The following is a 16,127-nucleotide window of genomic DNA, read 5'->3' on the forward strand; positions in this document are numbered from 1 at the left end:
TGCCCAAAAGTCCGGTTTCCAGCACCAAGAACCAAGAAAATGGCCTGCAGCCTCTTATAACAGCAAACCCGGAACAAGCCCCAAAACAATGCTTCCCAAAGCGCAAGCCCCTATCATCGTCCGCTGAAGCAAGGAGAGCTTTATTCCGATCTTGTCCGCTCCGTCGTAGCTGCGCATGTACATCTGAACAATAAAGCCAAACAGCGTATAACAGGTTACGGCAGCAGCGGCAAGGAGCGAGGCGCCAACCCAATACAACCCCGCCGACACCGTCTCCAGCAAAATAAACAGCCGTCCAAAAAAACCGCCCGATACAGGAAGTCCCGCCAATGAAAGCAAAAGCGCGGTCATAGCCGCAGCCAGCCAAGGGGAACGATAATACATTCCGCCAAAGCCTTTTAGCTTGCCATGTCCGGCCTCTTGTTTGACTGCCCCAGCTATTAGCAGCGCTCCCGCCAGCATCAGACCAAAAGCCGCAGCCTGAAGCAAAAATGCTCCTTGCGCTTCAAGCCTTCCGGTACGGAGCGACAAACCAAGCGGCACCAGCAAAAAGGCGGCGTTCACTCCTGCGGCCAAGGTAATCAATGCCCGTGCATGCTCCTGACGCAGACCGGCGATGGCAGAACATATACCTAGCGCCGCTGCAGCAAGCAGCACAAAAGCAGCAGCCAGCTCCAGCATGTTTATCCCCCCGCCCTTGTTGCCGTGATGTGTTGCACAAATCCTTCAATGCTGAACTCTGCCATACCCGTCAATACGGTCGGAAAACAGCCCAATACAATAATAAAGGCCAGCAGCACGATCATCGGCAACGCTTCAGCAAACCTTGCATCCCGCTTGACGGCCAGTTCTTCCTTTACGCCCCCGAATAAAACAGGCAATACGCCGCGCAGAGCATAAGCCGCTGTCAAAACCAGGCCAAACATCGCTCCAAACGCCAGCCCGCGATAACCTTCGAATACTCCTAACAGCGAAAGGAAATTCCCCAAAAATCCGGACATCCCCGGCAGGCCAAGCAAAGCCAGGCTTCCCGCAAGCCATATTCCGCTCACAAACGGCATGGGCCTCAGCAGCCCGCCTATGCCGGACATCTCCGTCGTGCCGATTCTCTCCTGCAAGCTGCCTGCAACCAGAAACAGCAAGGCAAAAATGAAGCCATGAGACAGCATCTGCAAAACGGCTCCTTGCATCCCCAGCTCATTAAAAGCTGCAATGCCCATCCATACTACGCCCATCTGGCTGAATGCCGCGTAACCCAGCATACTCTTTAAGTCGGTTTGCCTCCAGGCCAAAATAGCGCCATATAACAGCTGACACAGGCCCAGCAGCGCTATTGCCCCAGCCAGCTCCGCAGCCTGCACAGGAAACAGAAACAGCCCATATCTCAAAAATCCGTATGCGCCAGCCTTCAGCATAACTCCGCAATGGAGCAAGGCAACCGCCGTTGGCGCCTCCTTATACAGCTTGACACACCAGGCATGAACGGGGAGCGCTGCAGATTTTATCGCAAAACCCGCCAGCAAAAGAATAAAAGCTCCCCACTCCGTTCGCTCGCCCATAGGCGCAGGCCGCCATTCCCCAACTCCGTTAGGCCATAGCTTGTTCCACATGCCGGGTTCAGCCAAGTTGGCTGCAATATCCCGGTACAGGGAGCTATAATGGCCGATCAGCGCTTCGCCTTCCTCCAGACGGAAGCCGGCTCCTGCAACAAGCACAGTAATGCCAAGCAGCAGCAAAGCAGACCCTACACCGTTGCTTGCCAAAAACAGCTTCGCCGCTTTTTCCCTGCCGCTGCCTCCCCAAGTCCCGATCAGCAGAAATAGTGCAAGCATCGACATTTCCATAAAAATAAAGAACAATATAACATCCCGCGCCAAAAATAACCCGATAAGCCCTATCTCCAGCAGCAGCAGCCAGACCAAAAAGGAGCGCTGACGCTTTTTGACGTATAGTGACGCCACCATCGCTACAACACCCAGCAGCGTAGTTAGCAAAAGCAGCGGCAGCGACAATCCGTCAATGCCAAGAGCATAGGTCAAGGAAATCTGCAATTCCCCCTGAAACCCTGCGGGCGTTTGCAGCGCCAGATTAGCCCATTGTACAAGCTCGTCATAACCAGCGGAAGCCTGTCCTCTTCCAAAATCCGCATATAGCCATAATGACAGAGCCAGCGGCAGAAGCGATGCAAAAACGGCAACCCGGTAAAACCACTGGCCTTTATGTAACGGAAGCAGGAGCAAGGCCAATATGCCTGCAGCCGGAGACCATACAATCAGTGATAATAGGGGCAAGCTGTGAAGAAAGCTCATAACAGCAGCTCCTTTCCTGCAGCAGCTATCAACAACAAAACAAGCAGCGCCAGCGCAATCCAGCCGTATTTTCTTTTTCCCGGCTTACCAAAGTCCCTTATCGTTCGCCCCGATAGTTTTGCGCCCGATGAAAGAAAACTGGCCGTTCCGGCGGAAAGCGCACTCTCCATTCCCCTAACTATAAACTTAAAGGCAATCAATAACACATACGGCACTATAACCAGCAGCTTGTCCAGCCAAGCTTCGATAACAAGCAAAACACGCGTAAAGCTATAGCTTCGCGCATCTGCTTGTCCTTGCAGCTCCTGCTTGCCATCTGCCGCTTTGCTTCTGGAATAATGACGGCGCCAGGCAGCATAACAGCCACTCAAAGCAACAAAAGGCGATACGGCGGACAGCCCCCAATTAACCTGCTGCAAGGAAGTCCCCGGCGTCAGCCAGCCGGACACCGCTTCACGCCAATTTACAACAGTTAAACCGAATCCCAATACAAGTAGCAGAAGAATCACGACAGGCAGCTTCTCCATCAGGAAGGCCCATCTGAGCTTCAAGTCCTTTGGGTCCTCCTTTTTGGAGGAAGACGTTCCGGCGAGCATCGCGTTGGTTACAGCAAAGGCCAGCCCAAAGCCGGAGACAAGCAGCCCCGCTGCAAGCAGGGGACTAACCTCCAGCGCGGCAGAAAAAACCGCCCCCCTGGTTTCGTAACCTGCAATTGGCAGCAGACCTGACAACCCAGCTCCTCCAATCACCGCACCCGCCACGGCAACAGCACCGAAGCGCGAGCTGCCGCATAGCGCAAAAACAAGCAAGCTGGAATAAATCATAAGGAATAACAAAGCCAAATTGCCTTCTGCCCGCAGCCCCATGCCAAAAACACTGAATAAAAAGCCGCCTTGGCTTATCCATACATAACCAAGCATGATACGGCTATCCCGTTGTGCCAGGGCGAATAAGGCTGCAACAGCAGCAGTGCCTCCACCCGTCCACATCAGGACATCCATTGCGGCGGGCGACGCCCGAAAAAGATCATAGGCCCGGGCAATCATAAATACGCCTGCCGTTCCCATCAGGCCAAGCCCGATAACGGAGGCCGCTGAAGCCGGGTTTCGAAGTAAGCCCGGCAGCCAGCCGTGGAGCGGAAGCTGAGCGGCTTGACCGGCAGCTCCCAGAAATAACAGCAGCGCGCTTGCCGTGGCAATACCTGTCGCCGTCAAGCCGCTCCGCCCCTCGAACACGCTTTCCAGCGTAGTGAAATCCAGGCCATGATCGGGCATATACCAGAATAATAGAAGCAGCGCGGCAATAAAACCGGCGTTCCCGATAGCAATAGAGAGAAATGCCTTGAACAGAGCATCCTTAGTCCCGTTTTGCCAATAACGGAGTCCTGCCATGAGCAGCACGCTTGTTCCGGCAATTTGCCATAATACAAAAAAAGTGAACAAGCTATCGCTTATCGCAAGACCCGACATAGCAAAGGCAAACAGGGACAAATAATTCTGCCATGCGCTTTGTTCGCCATCTGGCTCTGTTTTCTTGACTGCCGACCACAAACCCGCCAGCATAATAAGCAGCATGAAGGCGCAAAGCACCACTGAATTAAAGCCCGTAACCTCAAAGCCCATCCGCAAGCGGTAACTATCCAGCGTGATCCAGTCAAAGCTGTATGTATAATCCAAGGCGCCGCCCGAGGCTCGCTCCATCAGCACCAGCACGGACAAAATAAAAGCCGACACATACGCTGTCATCGCGAGCAGTGAAGCCAGCTTCCTGTAGCTCCTGCCCAGTGCGGTCTGCAGCAGAAAAGCGGCAAACGGAAGCAGCGGAACGATCCAGGCCGCTTTTGCATACATATCCATGTCCGCCCTCCTCTCTTCCAAATGGTCGCTATCGTATCGTGAAATAAAAACAAAAGGGCCGAGCAATTTTTCAGTCGCAGCGGCCCGGAAATATGACAATAACAGGGTCCTTTTTCCCCTTTACAATTATAGCAAAAGCTCCAACACCCGTCTATGTTTCCGTCGATTCCTGCACGCTGGAGGCGTCGCTCCCCCCAGGCACGGAATAGGAACCTTCAGCTCCTGGCGGCATTGCACCGTGCTTGTCCATACCGTGTCGTCATTCAACAATTTACGCATAAAAGCTAAGGCCGATCTCATTCCCCTTCAAGGAAAGAGCTCTGCCTTATCTGTTGGAAGACTATTGGCATGGCTTAACGAAGGCGGTTTTTGGTAAGCCGGAATTGGCCGATTAGCAGCTGGAGCTGCCTCGTTACCGCCTCTACGCTTTGGGAGGTTTGCTGCACATTGTCCATTTCGGCGGTCAATTCCGTTACTTTTCCCTCTACATCGGCGGATACCTCTCTATTCTCGCGGCTCACCAGCGCAATATTTTCAAGAAGGCCAACCACTTCGTTTACCGCTTCCGTTTTTCGCTTATCGGCGCTTCCGGCTTCGGCCAGCGTATTCATTGCCGCAGCTATAAGCTGACTGCCTTCTTCAACGACCTTCGTTCCTTCTTCCATAGAGGAAAATGCCCTTTTTGCTCCCGCATAGATGTTTTGTGTGATGGCATGCACTTCCTCCGTCGACTCCTTGGTTGAATTGGCCAGCTTGCGGATTTCATTGGCAACCACGGCAAAGCCCTTTCCTTGCTCTCCAACTCGTGCAGCCTCAATCGACGCATTAAGCGCAAGCAGATTGGTTTGAGCGGAAATTTGCTGAATGACTCCCAATACAGCTTGAATCTGCTGTACGGTTTCCATAAAGCTATGTACCGTTGCATTGGTTTCTCCGACCTTAAGGGAGATCTGGTTCATTTTTTCCCCTATTCGATCCACCTCGGATTGTGCGACGCCAATCTGGGCGGCAGCCTGCTCCTCAAGCCCAAGCAGCGTTTGACGCATGGCATCTGCCGCTTCCTTAGCCGTTTCGATATCCTGAAGCTGTAGCCTGATGCTGCCTATCATGTCGGTTATGCGGCGGTTAACTTCACCTGTAGAGCTTACGGTGTTGGCTGCCGAGTCCGCCATAGCAACCTGACTGGCAGAAACATCCGCGGTCGCCAGCTTCACCTGCAGCATAATCCCTTCAAGCGAATCCATCATGTTGTTCATCCACTTCGCAATATCCTTAAGCTCATCGTTGTCAAAATGCTGGAGCGGCAGCCGCTGCGTCAAATCGCCTTTTCCCTCCGCATTCATTCGGATAAAGCGGGTCAAGGAGCGAATGTGCCGAACAAGACGCGTATCCTCCTTGCGTTTAAAAGGACCTATCCCGACCAGACCTGTCAGCAAAGCCAGCAAGCCTGCGGCTCCGCCCAATTGCCAAGCCGATAAATGATCCCCTGCCATGCCGGCAAAGACGGCAATAACGATAGCCGGAAGCCAAACCTGCAGGAGGCTTAACCTGCGCTGCCGCCAGCCAAGACTTCTAAGCCGATAGACCTCCTCCAGATCACCTTCGCACATCATTCCCCATTGGTCGGGACAATGAGGAAGCTGGAACGTTACTCCCTTTCCAATTACCGGAATATGTCTGTAATCGGAGTAGCCGGGAAACGCAACATCCAGATTGCTGCCGTTGGCGATTGTTTTGGCGACGCCGGGATGCAGCTCGCCGGTTGCGGGGTCCGTAAAAAGCAGCTCAAGCTCGGTATGCTCACGAACGGAGACAGTCCCCCATTTTGTCGTTACGCCATCCTTCAAATTTTCGCCATGCGTAAACGTCCGGTCCTCAAAGCGGCTGCGCGACAGAGCTGTACCCGGCTTTATGCCCCGCTCCAGCCCGGGCTTCGCCATAAAAACATAATTATCTCCTGAATCGGGGTAAATATGGCCGGATTCACGCTGAATCAAATCTCCAATGACATCATTGGGGATGCGTCCGCAGAGCGTAGCTACAGCTTTATTTTGTACATGAATGGAATACATGAAGGTTAATGTCATCGCATCGTGGAAGGAAGAGCTTCTGGGTCCTATTGTGAGGGTCATGGGGTCTGAATAAGGGCCAAACAAGCAGTGCTGCTTTGACTCCGCCGACAAGTATTGCAGGCCTTGGGCCAAGGGGCTGTCCTTGCTGTAATGGGCGCCGATATGTGACGTGAAGGTGGAGGCCAATACAGTTCCTGCTTCATCCATTAAAAATAATTCCGTAACATCCGTCGCTCTGGAGTAGGTCATTCTCATGAGGTCTGTCATTCTCCCCAGCCACTCCGGGGATAGTTCTTGTTCGACGGACAGGGGCATATGTTCCTGAATCCTTTGGCCCAGCCGTTCGATTAATAACCACTGACTGGAGGCCCAGCTCATTAGCAGCTCCTTGCGGGTATCGGCGAACCCCTCAAAGGTTTGCTCGACATCCACTTTTAAATCCTTGTTAAGTTGCCAGGATATCCATAATGGAAACCCCGTCTTAAAGCCCAGCCAATCATACATGCCGCTCCCCTCCATCTCTGCGAGTGATAAGCTTGACTTCACTTATCTCTTTGTATGTGAACTATCTTAACATAATCATTTGTTTTTTTGTGATAATTTTATAATTTATTTGTCGAAATATGTATGAACAATATCGCATACGAGGTGTCTGCAAGTAGTACCATGGTCGGAAGCTAGCTGCGCGCTACGGATATTCTTGACCTTTAAAGGCTGGATTTGATGAAATGTGCATTTGTAATGGTCAGGCATGACCGTAAGAGCTTAGATTCAGCCCCAAAACGCGGCTTTTTAGCGTCTAAAGGACACGGGTGACCGTTGCTCAAAGCTAATGTGTCCATTTGAGGCTCTAACGGTCATCGGTGACGGCAGGTGGGACTGCATACGGGTAAACGGCAGCTATCGACGTCCATTTTGAGAAGAAGGTTACCGTCTTCCGTATTCAACACTCTTGCTCGATGAAATCAAGCGCTGATTAAACGGTTGAGCCGATTTTTTTCACGCAAAAAACCTGCAATATCCGGTTGGACATCACAGGTTTTTTCAGGCTGTTAGCCTTTATTTATTTGCCCCGCACATGAAGGCGGTTCATCGCGCGCTGCAGAGCCATCTCTGCACGCCGGAAGTCAACCTCATCGCGTCTGGCAGCTAACCGCTGCTCCGCACGCTGCTTGGCAGCTTCGGCACGCTCGATATTAATATCTCTGGCAAGCTCCGCACTTTCCGCAAGAATAATGATTTTATCCTTGCGGACTTCTACAAAGCCGCCGTTTACGGCTACGATATCAACAGTGCCATTGCGTTTGATCGTTACGGGAGCGATGCGAAGCGGAGTAACAAGCGGAATATGGTTTGGCAATATGCCAAGCTCGCCTTCCACGCCTGTAACCACAACCATGTTCGCCGTCTCTTCGTAGACCTTGCGCTCAGGCGTTACGATTTCTACCAAAAAGGTACTCATGTGGATTCCTCCCGCCTTTCGCTATTAGTTCATGTTCAAAAAGTACGGTTTTCAGTACCGAGAAGATGGGATGAAGCTAGAAATGGAGGAGCGGAGCGTAGTTTTAGCTACGTGAGCACCGGACATTTCGGCTGAATCCCATATTCGACGCTGACTATGCCGCTTGGCATACTTCGTAATGGAAATTGGACTTTTTGACCGACCTCTAAAGCGTGCTGGCTTTCTCCACGGCTTCTTCAATGACACCTACATAACGGAAAGCTTCTTCCGGAAGATGGTCATATTTGCCCTCGAGAATTTCCTTAAAGCTGCGAACCGATTCTTTAACCGGCACGTATTTGCCTTTAATGCCTGTAAACGGCTCGGCAACGTGGAACGGCTGAGACAGGAACAATTGGATTCTGCGCGCGCGCGCAACTGTAATCTTGTCTTCTTCGCTAAGCTCGTCCATACCGAGGATCGCGATAATATCTTGAAGCTCTTTGTAGCGTTGAAGAATTTTCTTAACGCCTTGAGCAACATTGTAATGCTCTTCGCCAAGCACATCCGGGTTCAGGATACGGGAAGACGAAGCAAGCGGGTCAACCGCTGGGAAGATACCCATTTCGGAAATTTTACGCTCCAGGTTTGTCGTTGCGTCCAAGTGGGCAAACGTTGTTGCAGGAGCCGGATCCGTATAGTCATCCGCAGGAACGTAGATCGCCTGAATGGATGTTACGGAACCTTTTTTCGTCGAAGTAATACGCTCTTGCAGCTGGCCCATTTCTGTTGCCAGGGTTGGCTGGTAGCCTACCGCGGAAGGCATACGTCCGAGAAGGGCGGATACCTCGGAGCCTGCTTGCGTGAAACGGAAGATATTGTCGACGAACAGCAATACGTCGCGGCCTTCTTCATCACGGAAAAACTCCGCCATGGTCAGACCTGTCAAAGCTACGCGTTGACGCGCGCCCGGCGGTTCGTTCATTTGTCCGAATACCATTGCCGTTTTGGACAATACGCCGGAGTCTTTCATCTCATGATACAAGTCATTGCCTTCGCGAGTACGCTCGCCTACGCCGGCAAATACGGAAATACCGCCATGCTCCTGGGCAATGTTGTTGATAAGCTCTTGGATGGTAACCGTTTTACCTACGCCAGCGCCGCCGAACAGGCCGATTTTACCGCCTTTGGCGTATGGAGCAAGCAAGTCGATAACCTTGATGCCGGTTTCCAGAATTTCGGATTGCGTCGACAGCTCGTCGAACGCAGGCGCTTGACGGTGAATTGGCAAATTCACGTCGGAAGTTACATCGCCAGCTTCGTCAATCGGCTCGCCCAGAACGTTAAATACGCGGCCTAGGGTAGCCGTGCCTACTGGAATCGTAATCGGAGCTCCGGTATCAACGGCCTCCATGCCGCGAACCAGACCATCCGTTGTGCTCATCGCAACGGCACGCACCAGGTTATCGCCGAGATGAACGGCAACCTCAAGCGTCAGATTGATATCTACACCGCCAGCTGTAGCCGCTTGTTGAATCTTGACGGCGTTCAGAATTTCCGGCAAGTTGCCGCGTTCGAACTCAAGGTCGACGACCGGGCCCATGACGGATACAACGCGTCCTTTTTTCATTGCTTTCCCTCCTGCTTCCTTCTTATATGAACTTACGACTGTGCACTAGCTCCCGCAACGATTTCCGTTATTTCCTGGGTAATCGCAGCCTGACGCGCCCGGTTGTACGTAAGCGTCAGTTGGTTGATCATCGTTGTAGCATTTTTCGTTGCGCTGCCCATCGCAGTCATACGGGCGCCGAATTCACTTGCTTTGCCGTCTAGCAGGGCGCTGTAGATCAGCGTTTCCGCATATTTAGGCAGCAGTGCTTCCAACACGCCTTCAGGCGATGGCTCATACTCGTAAGTGGAAACCGTTGCGCCTTCGCTAATCGCATCCAGAGGCAGCAGACGGGTTTCTGTCGGAATTTGCGTAAGAGCATTAACGAATTTGTTGTAATAAATGTACAACTCATCGTAGCTGCCGTCTGCAAACATGCTTACCGCCGCAGCTGCAATGGTTTTGATATCCGCAAATACGGGAGCATCCGACAAACCGATGACTTCGTCAACCATTGGCATATTGCGCCGGCGGAAGTAATCACGGCCTTTGCGTCCGATAACGAATAAGGCATATTCATCGCTGGAGGAATGCTTTTGCGCAATGGTTTGCGTCAATTTACGCAAAATATTGGCGTTGTAGCCGCCAGCAAGACCACGATCGGAGGTAATAACGAGATATCCCGTCTTTTTGATCGGCCGCGATTCCAGCATAGGATGCTTCACATCCGTAGAAGATGCGGCGATGCTGGCAACAACCTCTTTCAGCTTATCGGCGTAAGGACGCGCCGATACAGCCGCTTCCTGCGCTCTTCTGAGCTTGGAGGCTGCTACCATCTCCATCGCTTTGGTGATTTGCTTCATATTTTGCTTGCTCTTAATTTCGCGTTTAATATCGCGCATGCCTTTTGCCATTTCATTTCACCCGCCTTCGTTGCCCGGAGCGTAAACTGCCGGGCGTAGTAAAGGGATCTGCGCAGCATATCCTTTCGGCTGCCCGCGCAGACTGCTGAATTACAGCCTTTTGAAGGCTGACCTGCGTTTAACACGGCCGTGATAAACGCACCGTTTCAACTTATACTCCCTATGGTTACACTTTTAGGCAAAGCTTTTTTTGAATTTATTGATCGCGTCAACAAGCGCCTTTTCATTATCCGGCACCATATCTTTGGTATCGCGGATTGAAGCGCCGATTTCCGGATGGTTTGAATCCAGGAATGAATGGAATTCTCTTTCAAAGCGGAGAATTTTATCGACGGCAATATCGTCCAAATGGCCTTTAACAGCCGAATAGATGGAAATAACCTGCTTTTCAACCGGCATAGGCTGGTTGACGTTTTGCTTCAGAATTTCCATGGTGCGAGCGCCGCGGTTCAGACGGGCAAGCGTCGATTTGTCCAGGTCGGAGCCGAACTGGGCAAAGGCCTGCAGCTCGCGGTATGCCGCAAGGTCCAGACGCAGCGTACCGGCAACCTTCTTCATCGCCTTGATCTGCGCAGAGCCGCCTACGCGGGATACGGAAATACCGACGTTAACCGCTGGACGTTGGCCGGAGTAGAACAGATCCGCTTCAAGGAAGATCTGGCCGTCCGTAATAGAGATAACGTTTGTCGGAATATAGGCCGATACGTCTGATGCTTGAGTTTCGATAAACGGCAGGGCGGTCAAAGAACCGCCGCCGAGCTTGTCGCTCAGCTTGGCCGCACGTTCCAGCAAGCGGGAATGCAGGTAGAATACGTCGCCCGGATAAGCCTCGCGGCCCGGCGGACGGCGAAGCAGCAAGGAAAGCTCGCGATACGCGGCAGCTTGCTTCGACAAGTCATCATAAATGATCAGGACGTGCTCGCCCTTGTACATGAAATATTCACCCATTGTGCAGCCTGCATAAGGAGCCAGGAACAACAACGGAGCAGGCTCGGAAGCGCCGGCCGTTACAACGATGGTGTAATCCATCGCGCCGTGGCGGCGAAGGGTTTCCACAACGTTTGCAACAGTGGATTGCTTTTGGCCAACGGCAACGTAAATACATTTTACACCGTTGCCTTTTTGGTTGATGATCGCGTCAATCGCAATCGCCGTTTTACCTGTTTGGCGGTCGCCGATAATCAGCTCGCGCTGGCCGCGGCCGATTGGCACCATCGCGTCGATTGCCTTGATGCCCGTTTGCATAGGCTCGTGAACGGATTTCCGGTCGATAACGCCCGGAGCCGGTGATTCAATTGCACGAGTTTCTGTAGTGTTGATTGGGCCTTTGCCGTCAAGCGGCTGTCCCAGAGGGTTCACAACGCGGCCCAGCAGCGCTTCGCCAACCGGAACCTCCATGATGCGGCCAGTACGTTTTACCTGGTCGCCTTCGCGGATATCCGTGTATGGACCGAGGATAACGACACCGACATTGCTTTCCTCAAGGTTAAGGGCCATGCCCACTACGCCGTTTGCGAATTCCAGCAATTCGCCCTGCATCGCATTTTCGAGGCCGTGTACGCGTGCGATACCGTCACCGACGGTGATGACAGTGCCAACATCCACGACTTGAATTTCGGATTTATATTGTTCGATCTGTTGCTTAATCAGCGTGCTGATTTCATCAGGTCTAATACTCAATTCGCTCACCCCTATCTACAATGCTTTAGAATTTAGCGTTTTTTGTAAACGATCCAGCTTGCCGGACAAGCTACCGTCATACAGACGGTCTCCGATGCGGACTTGAATGCCGCCCAGCAGCGCCGGCTCGACAATTTGCTCAGCAATAATTTTTTTACCTGTAATGCCTCCGAATTGAGCCTCTACTCCGCTCAGCTCCTGCTCCGTCAGCGCTTTGGCCGTATAGACGGTAGCATGAGCCTGGCCAAGAGCCTGGGCTGCAATCCTCGTGTAGGCTTCGTACACCGCTTCCAGAATAGACTCCCGTCCACGCGACAGGATAAGCACAAGCGCGTTCAGAACGACCTGGGAGAGCTGGCCGCCAAAAGCGGACTTCAGCGCCTCCACTTTTTTGGAGGTATCTACGTTTGGAAGGGAAAGAAATTTGCCGATTTCGGCATCCTGCTTCAACGATTCGGCGATCAGCTTAAGCTGCTCTTCCACTTCGGGAACAATACCCTCGGAAGAAGCCAGCTCAAACATCGCCTTGCCGTAGCGCTTCGCTACTACCGTGTCGCGGCTCATTTGCTTCCAACCTCTTTCAGATATTGGTCAACAAGCTGCTCCTGCGACTTTTCATCCACTTGCTTCTCAATAATTTTGGAGGCAATTTTTACGGAAATACCGCCAACCTCTGTACGAAGTGCGGCAATCGCTTTGTTTTTCTCGCTTTCAATATCTTTAAGCGCGGCATCCTTAAGGCGATCCGCCTCGTTTTTGGCCGTCTGCACAATCTCCTCAGCCTGCTTGGAGCTTGTAGATCTTGCTTGCTCCAGAATGCCGTACGCTTCCTTGCGAGCCTGATCAAGAGCGGCTTTCTGCTCCTGCAGCGATTCCTCGGCTTGCTTGCGGCTGGATTCAGCCGTATTCATCTGCTCAAGGATCAGCTGTCTGCGCTTTTCCATAACACCAAACAGTGGACCAAACGCCCATTTATTAAGCGCCAGATACAGTGCAATAAAAGAAATGATCGTAATGATGGTGCTTGTTGGATGAAAATCCATATTCGCACTCCCTTCCCGTTTCTGGGTGACCAGTAATCAAAACAAAGGCGAAGAGGGCTAGGCCTTCCCCGCCAATCGCTCAGTTCTGCTGCTTATCTGAAGAAAGCCAAGAAACCGATAACTACGCCGATGATTGGTACTACTTCGACGATACCGGCGCCGATAAACATGGTTGTTTGAAGTGCGGATTTTTGCTCAGGCTGACGCGCGATGCCTTCAACCGTTTTGCTGACGATCATACCGTTACCGATACCTGCGCCGATAGCGCCCAGACCTACTGCGATTGCTGCTGCCAATACTTCCATTTTGAAAATCCTCCTCGAAAATATGTTGTTTTTTAGTAAATTCGGTTTTGCATAAAGCTTGTCTTGCTTTTGGGTATATGGAACCCTGGATGACCGAAAACAAATCATTTCGATAACCAAAGCTTGTTGCCTTGCAAGTAATGGGCGCTAATGCTTGTGCTCCACCTGCTCATGATCGTCATGCACGGTCGCCTGCGAGATATAAACCATCGTAAGCACCGTAAACAGGAACGCCTGAATAGCGCCGACAAAAATACTGAAGCCTTGCCAAGCGATCATAAACGGAATGCCGAAGTACCCGATTTTGAGAATCGTCGAGATCAAAACCTCGCCTGCGTAAATGTTGGCGTATAGCCGCAGCGCCAGCGTAAGCGGTTTTGCAAACGTCTCAATGATGTTGACGGGCAAAAACACCGGATATGGATGCAGATAATGGTGAAGGTAATGCTTGCGGTTCAGTTTTAGACCCAGATAATGGACCAGAACAAACACCACAAGCGCAAGTCCCGCCGTTACCGACAAGTCGGCTGTAGGGGATTTCCACCAAGCCATATGAGCGGCTCCGCCGTGGCTGTTCAAGTAGTCCGCGGTAATGCCAAGCCATTCCATCGGCTCATGAATATCGGTCACGACCAGTAACGGCAGTCCCAGCAGGTTGGATATAAAAATGAACATAATCAATGTCATACCCAGAGCCAGATAAGGCCTTACCTTGTGAACCGGCATGGAGCTCGCGATGGTGGAATGCATAAATTCCGCAACCCACTCCATAAAGTTTTGCATCTTGGATGGATTTTCCACCGAGAGATTGCGAACCGCCAGCCGCGCCACTACAAACGTAATGACACAAGAAACCAGAATGGCGAATATTGCAGACAAATCAAATTTGAGACCATTCCATTCTACAATGGGGAATAAATGCATAGTACAGTATCACCCCTTTCCGCTGCTGTTTTCTTTCATCGTGTGCATAATGGCTGCCGCCAGAATCAGAAAAGGCATGATCATAGTTCCCGACAAGGCTGCCGGCATATTAATAATGTCCGGGTATCGGTACGCGATCATCGCAAGCAGCAGCACGGAAGCGATCCGGCTGCCAAAGCCAATTCCCTTTCTTCTTGCTTTTTCCTGCATCGCGGCCTCCGCTATCATGCCAACCCTGCGTCTCAATAAAAACGCATTCATGGCGCTGACCGCAAGACCGGAAGCAATTCCAAGCGACACGGTCCTGATGTCCGGCAAAAACGCCCACAGGATGAGACATGCCGACAACAGGTAAAGCAACCAGATCGTCGCCGTTTTCATAATGTTATCCATCGGAGTCCTTCAACACCTTCCTGACAATCAGAATAGCTGAAAGCAGACCGACGGCAAGACCGACCAGCAGTCCTCCGGCCATCCATTGCTTGGGATCGCCATAAAGGTTGCCTGCCATTGAGCCGAGCCAATAACCCAGAAGAACACATACTCCGACATCGATGCCCAAAGCTCCGACAAGCGCCGCAGCTTTCCATGGATTGTCTTGTTTGCCCTTTCCGTTCATAGGTCTCCAACCCCTGTCAATCCTCATTTATTTTATCCAAGCGGATAAAGGTTTGTCAATTGTAATTCCCATGCGTATTCTCGCATTTAGGGCGTCAAAACCCTTGCGGGACAAGGTCTCTCAGGTTTTACAAACCGTACAGCGCTACTGTACGCTGTATATTTTGCCACATATCCGTCACTATTCCGTAATTTGTGAACTTTTTGTGAACGCCTGAGGCCTTTCCTTTCTTTTCCCAAAATGATGCAAAATCCCGTCCACAATTCGTTCCGATGCAGCTCCATCTCCATACGGGTTGGCCGCCTGGCTCATCCGGCAATACAGAGCTGTATCATTAAGGAGCGCCTTGGCCCTTGAATAAACCGTCTCCTCATCCGTGCCTACCAGCTCAAGCGTTCCGGCTTTGATCCCCTCGGGCCGCTCCGTCGTATCGCGAAGCACCAGCGTCGGTACGCCAAAAGAAGGCGCTTCCTCCTGCAGCCCGCCGGAATCCGTCATAATGAAGTAAGCATGAGGATAGAAGTTATGGAATTCAAAAACATCCAGCGGCTCAATCAAGCGAATACGGGGGTGATTCCCCAAAATTTCATTAGCCGGCTCCCTAACCGCAGGGTTGAGGTGAACCGCGTATACAATAGCAATATCCTCGTGCTCATCCGCAATCCGTTTGACCGCGCGGAAGATGTTGCGATGGGGCTCGCCCAGCGCTTCGCGCCGATGGGCCGTCATCAGGATCAGCCGTTTTCCCTTGCTCCATTCCAATACGGGATGGGTGAAGGAATCATCCACCGTATATTGAAACACATCCGTTGCGGTATTGCCCGTCACATAAATGCTTTCTTCGGACTTATTTTCCTTGCGCAGGTTATTCGCCGACCAGTCCGTCGGGGCAAAATGAACATCGCTCAGAACGCCTGCCAGCTGACGGTTCATTTCCTCGGGATACGGGGACATTTTGTTCCAGGTGCGAAGTCCCGCTTCAACATGTCCAACCTTGATTTTTTTCAAAAAGGCAGCGTAGCTTGCCAGAAACGTCGTTTGGGTATCGCCATGCACCAGCACAATATCGGGTTTGGCTTCCTCCAGCACTGGCTCAAGCCCCTCCAGCACGCGTACAGTAGTCTCCGTCAGCGTCTGGCGTTCCTTCATAACATTCAAATCGTAATTAGGTTTGATCTCAAAAAAATCAAGAACCTGGTCCAGCATTTGGCGATGCTGGGCCGTCACGCATACCAGCGATTCAATCTCTTCCTCTCGACGCTGAAGCTCCAGCACCAATGGCGCCATCTTGATGGCTTCCGGACGCGTTCCGAATATCGTCATTACTTTTAGTTTGGTCAAAAGTT

Annotated in this window: 15 protein-coding genes; all 15 read right to left on the reverse strand. The window is 51.8% G+C overall.

Going from position 1 to position 16,127, the window contains the following annotated elements:
• Nucleotides 1-54: 54 nt before the first annotated feature.
• A complete protein-coding gene (locus A7K91_RS20120; RefSeq protein WP_068686073.1) occupies nt 55-681 on the reverse strand; it encodes a proton-conducting transporter transmembrane domain-containing protein in 627 nt (208 codons plus the stop codon).
• A 2-nt stretch (nt 682-683) separates the two neighbouring features.
• Entirely contained in the window at nt 684-2,309 is a 1,626-nt protein-coding gene (locus A7K91_RS20125; protein ID WP_068686075.1) for a complex I subunit 4 family protein, read from the reverse strand.
• The gene (locus A7K91_RS20130; protein ID WP_068686077.1) at nt 2,306-4,165 is read right to left on the reverse strand and encodes a proton-conducting transporter transmembrane domain-containing protein; all 1,860 of its coding nucleotides are present in this window, start codon (nt 4,163-4,165) and stop codon (nt 2,306-2,308) included. Before A7K91_RS20130 ends, A7K91_RS20125 begins: the two co-directional genes overlap by 4 nt.
• 353 nt (nt 4,166-4,518) lie before the next feature.
• Nucleotides 4,519-6,741, reverse strand: coding sequence for a methyl-accepting chemotaxis protein (locus A7K91_RS20135; RefSeq protein WP_068686079.1), 2,223 nt, complete (start codon nt 6,739-6,741; stop codon nt 4,519-4,521).
• A 559-nt stretch (nt 6,742-7,300) separates the two neighbouring features.
• The gene (locus A7K91_RS20140; RefSeq protein ID WP_068686081.1) at nt 7,301-7,699 is read right to left on the reverse strand and encodes a F0F1 ATP synthase subunit epsilon; all 399 of its coding nucleotides are present in this window, start codon (nt 7,697-7,699) and stop codon (nt 7,301-7,303) included.
• 205 nt (nt 7,700-7,904) lie between these two features.
• Nucleotides 7,905-9,308 carry a F0F1 ATP synthase subunit beta gene (gene atpD, locus A7K91_RS20145; RefSeq protein WP_068686083.1) on the reverse strand — a complete coding sequence of 468 codons (1,404 nt, stop codon included), beginning with the start codon at nt 9,306-9,308 and terminating at the stop codon, nt 7,905-7,907.
• 32 nt (nt 9,309-9,340) lie between these two features.
• Nucleotides 9,341-10,201, reverse strand: coding sequence for an ATP synthase F1 subunit gamma (gene atpG, locus A7K91_RS20150; protein WP_068686085.1), 861 nt, complete (start codon nt 10,199-10,201; stop codon nt 9,341-9,343).
• 183 nt (nt 10,202-10,384) lie between these two features.
• On the reverse strand, nt 10,385-11,890 hold the full coding sequence (atpA, locus tag A7K91_RS20155; protein ID WP_068686087.1) for a F0F1 ATP synthase subunit alpha: 1,506 nt from the start codon (nt 11,888-11,890) through the stop codon (nt 10,385-10,387).
• Between the two features lie 15 nt (nt 11,891-11,905).
• Nucleotides 11,906-12,454 carry a F0F1 ATP synthase subunit delta gene (locus tag A7K91_RS20160; protein WP_068686089.1) on the reverse strand — a complete coding sequence of 183 codons (549 nt, stop codon included), beginning with the start codon at nt 12,452-12,454 and terminating at the stop codon, nt 11,906-11,908.
• The gene (gene atpF / locus A7K91_RS20165; protein ID WP_068686091.1) at nt 12,451-12,933 is read right to left on the reverse strand and encodes a F0F1 ATP synthase subunit B; all 483 of its coding nucleotides are present in this window, start codon (nt 12,931-12,933) and stop codon (nt 12,451-12,453) included. The genes A7K91_RS20160 and atpF overlap by 4 nt, the downstream gene beginning before the upstream one ends.
• A gap of 92 nt (nt 12,934-13,025) precedes the next feature.
• A complete protein-coding gene (gene atpE / locus A7K91_RS20170; protein WP_068686092.1) occupies nt 13,026-13,238 on the reverse strand; it encodes a F0F1 ATP synthase subunit C in 213 nt (70 codons plus the stop codon).
• Nucleotides 13,239-13,385: 147 nt separating this feature from the next.
• Nucleotides 13,386-14,162, reverse strand: coding sequence for a F0F1 ATP synthase subunit A (gene atpB / locus A7K91_RS20175; protein ID WP_068686094.1), 777 nt, complete (start codon nt 14,160-14,162; stop codon nt 13,386-13,388).
• Between the two features lie 9 nt (nt 14,163-14,171).
• Nucleotides 14,172-14,555 (reverse strand): ATP synthase subunit I, encoded by a 384-nt coding sequence (locus tag A7K91_RS20180; RefSeq protein WP_068686096.1) that lies wholly within the window; start codon nt 14,553-14,555, stop codon nt 14,172-14,174.
• Nucleotides 14,548-14,781 carry an AtpZ/AtpI family protein gene (locus A7K91_RS20185; RefSeq protein ID WP_068686098.1) on the reverse strand — a complete coding sequence of 78 codons (234 nt, stop codon included), beginning with the start codon at nt 14,779-14,781 and terminating at the stop codon, nt 14,548-14,550. The genes A7K91_RS20180 and A7K91_RS20185 overlap by 8 nt, the downstream gene beginning before the upstream one ends.
• A gap of 180 nt (nt 14,782-14,961) precedes the next feature.
• Nucleotides 14,962-16,122, reverse strand: a complete 1,161-nt coding sequence (gene wecB / locus A7K91_RS20190) for a non-hydrolyzing UDP-N-acetylglucosamine 2-epimerase (RefSeq protein WP_068686100.1) — start codon at nt 16,120-16,122, stop codon at nt 14,962-14,964.
• Nucleotides 16,123-16,127 lie beyond the last annotated feature (5 nt).

The organism is Paenibacillus oryzae (genome assembly GCF_001675045.1).
In the GTDB taxonomy this organism is placed as follows: Bacteria; Bacillota; Bacilli; order Paenibacillales; family Paenibacillaceae; genus Pristimantibacillus; species Pristimantibacillus oryzae.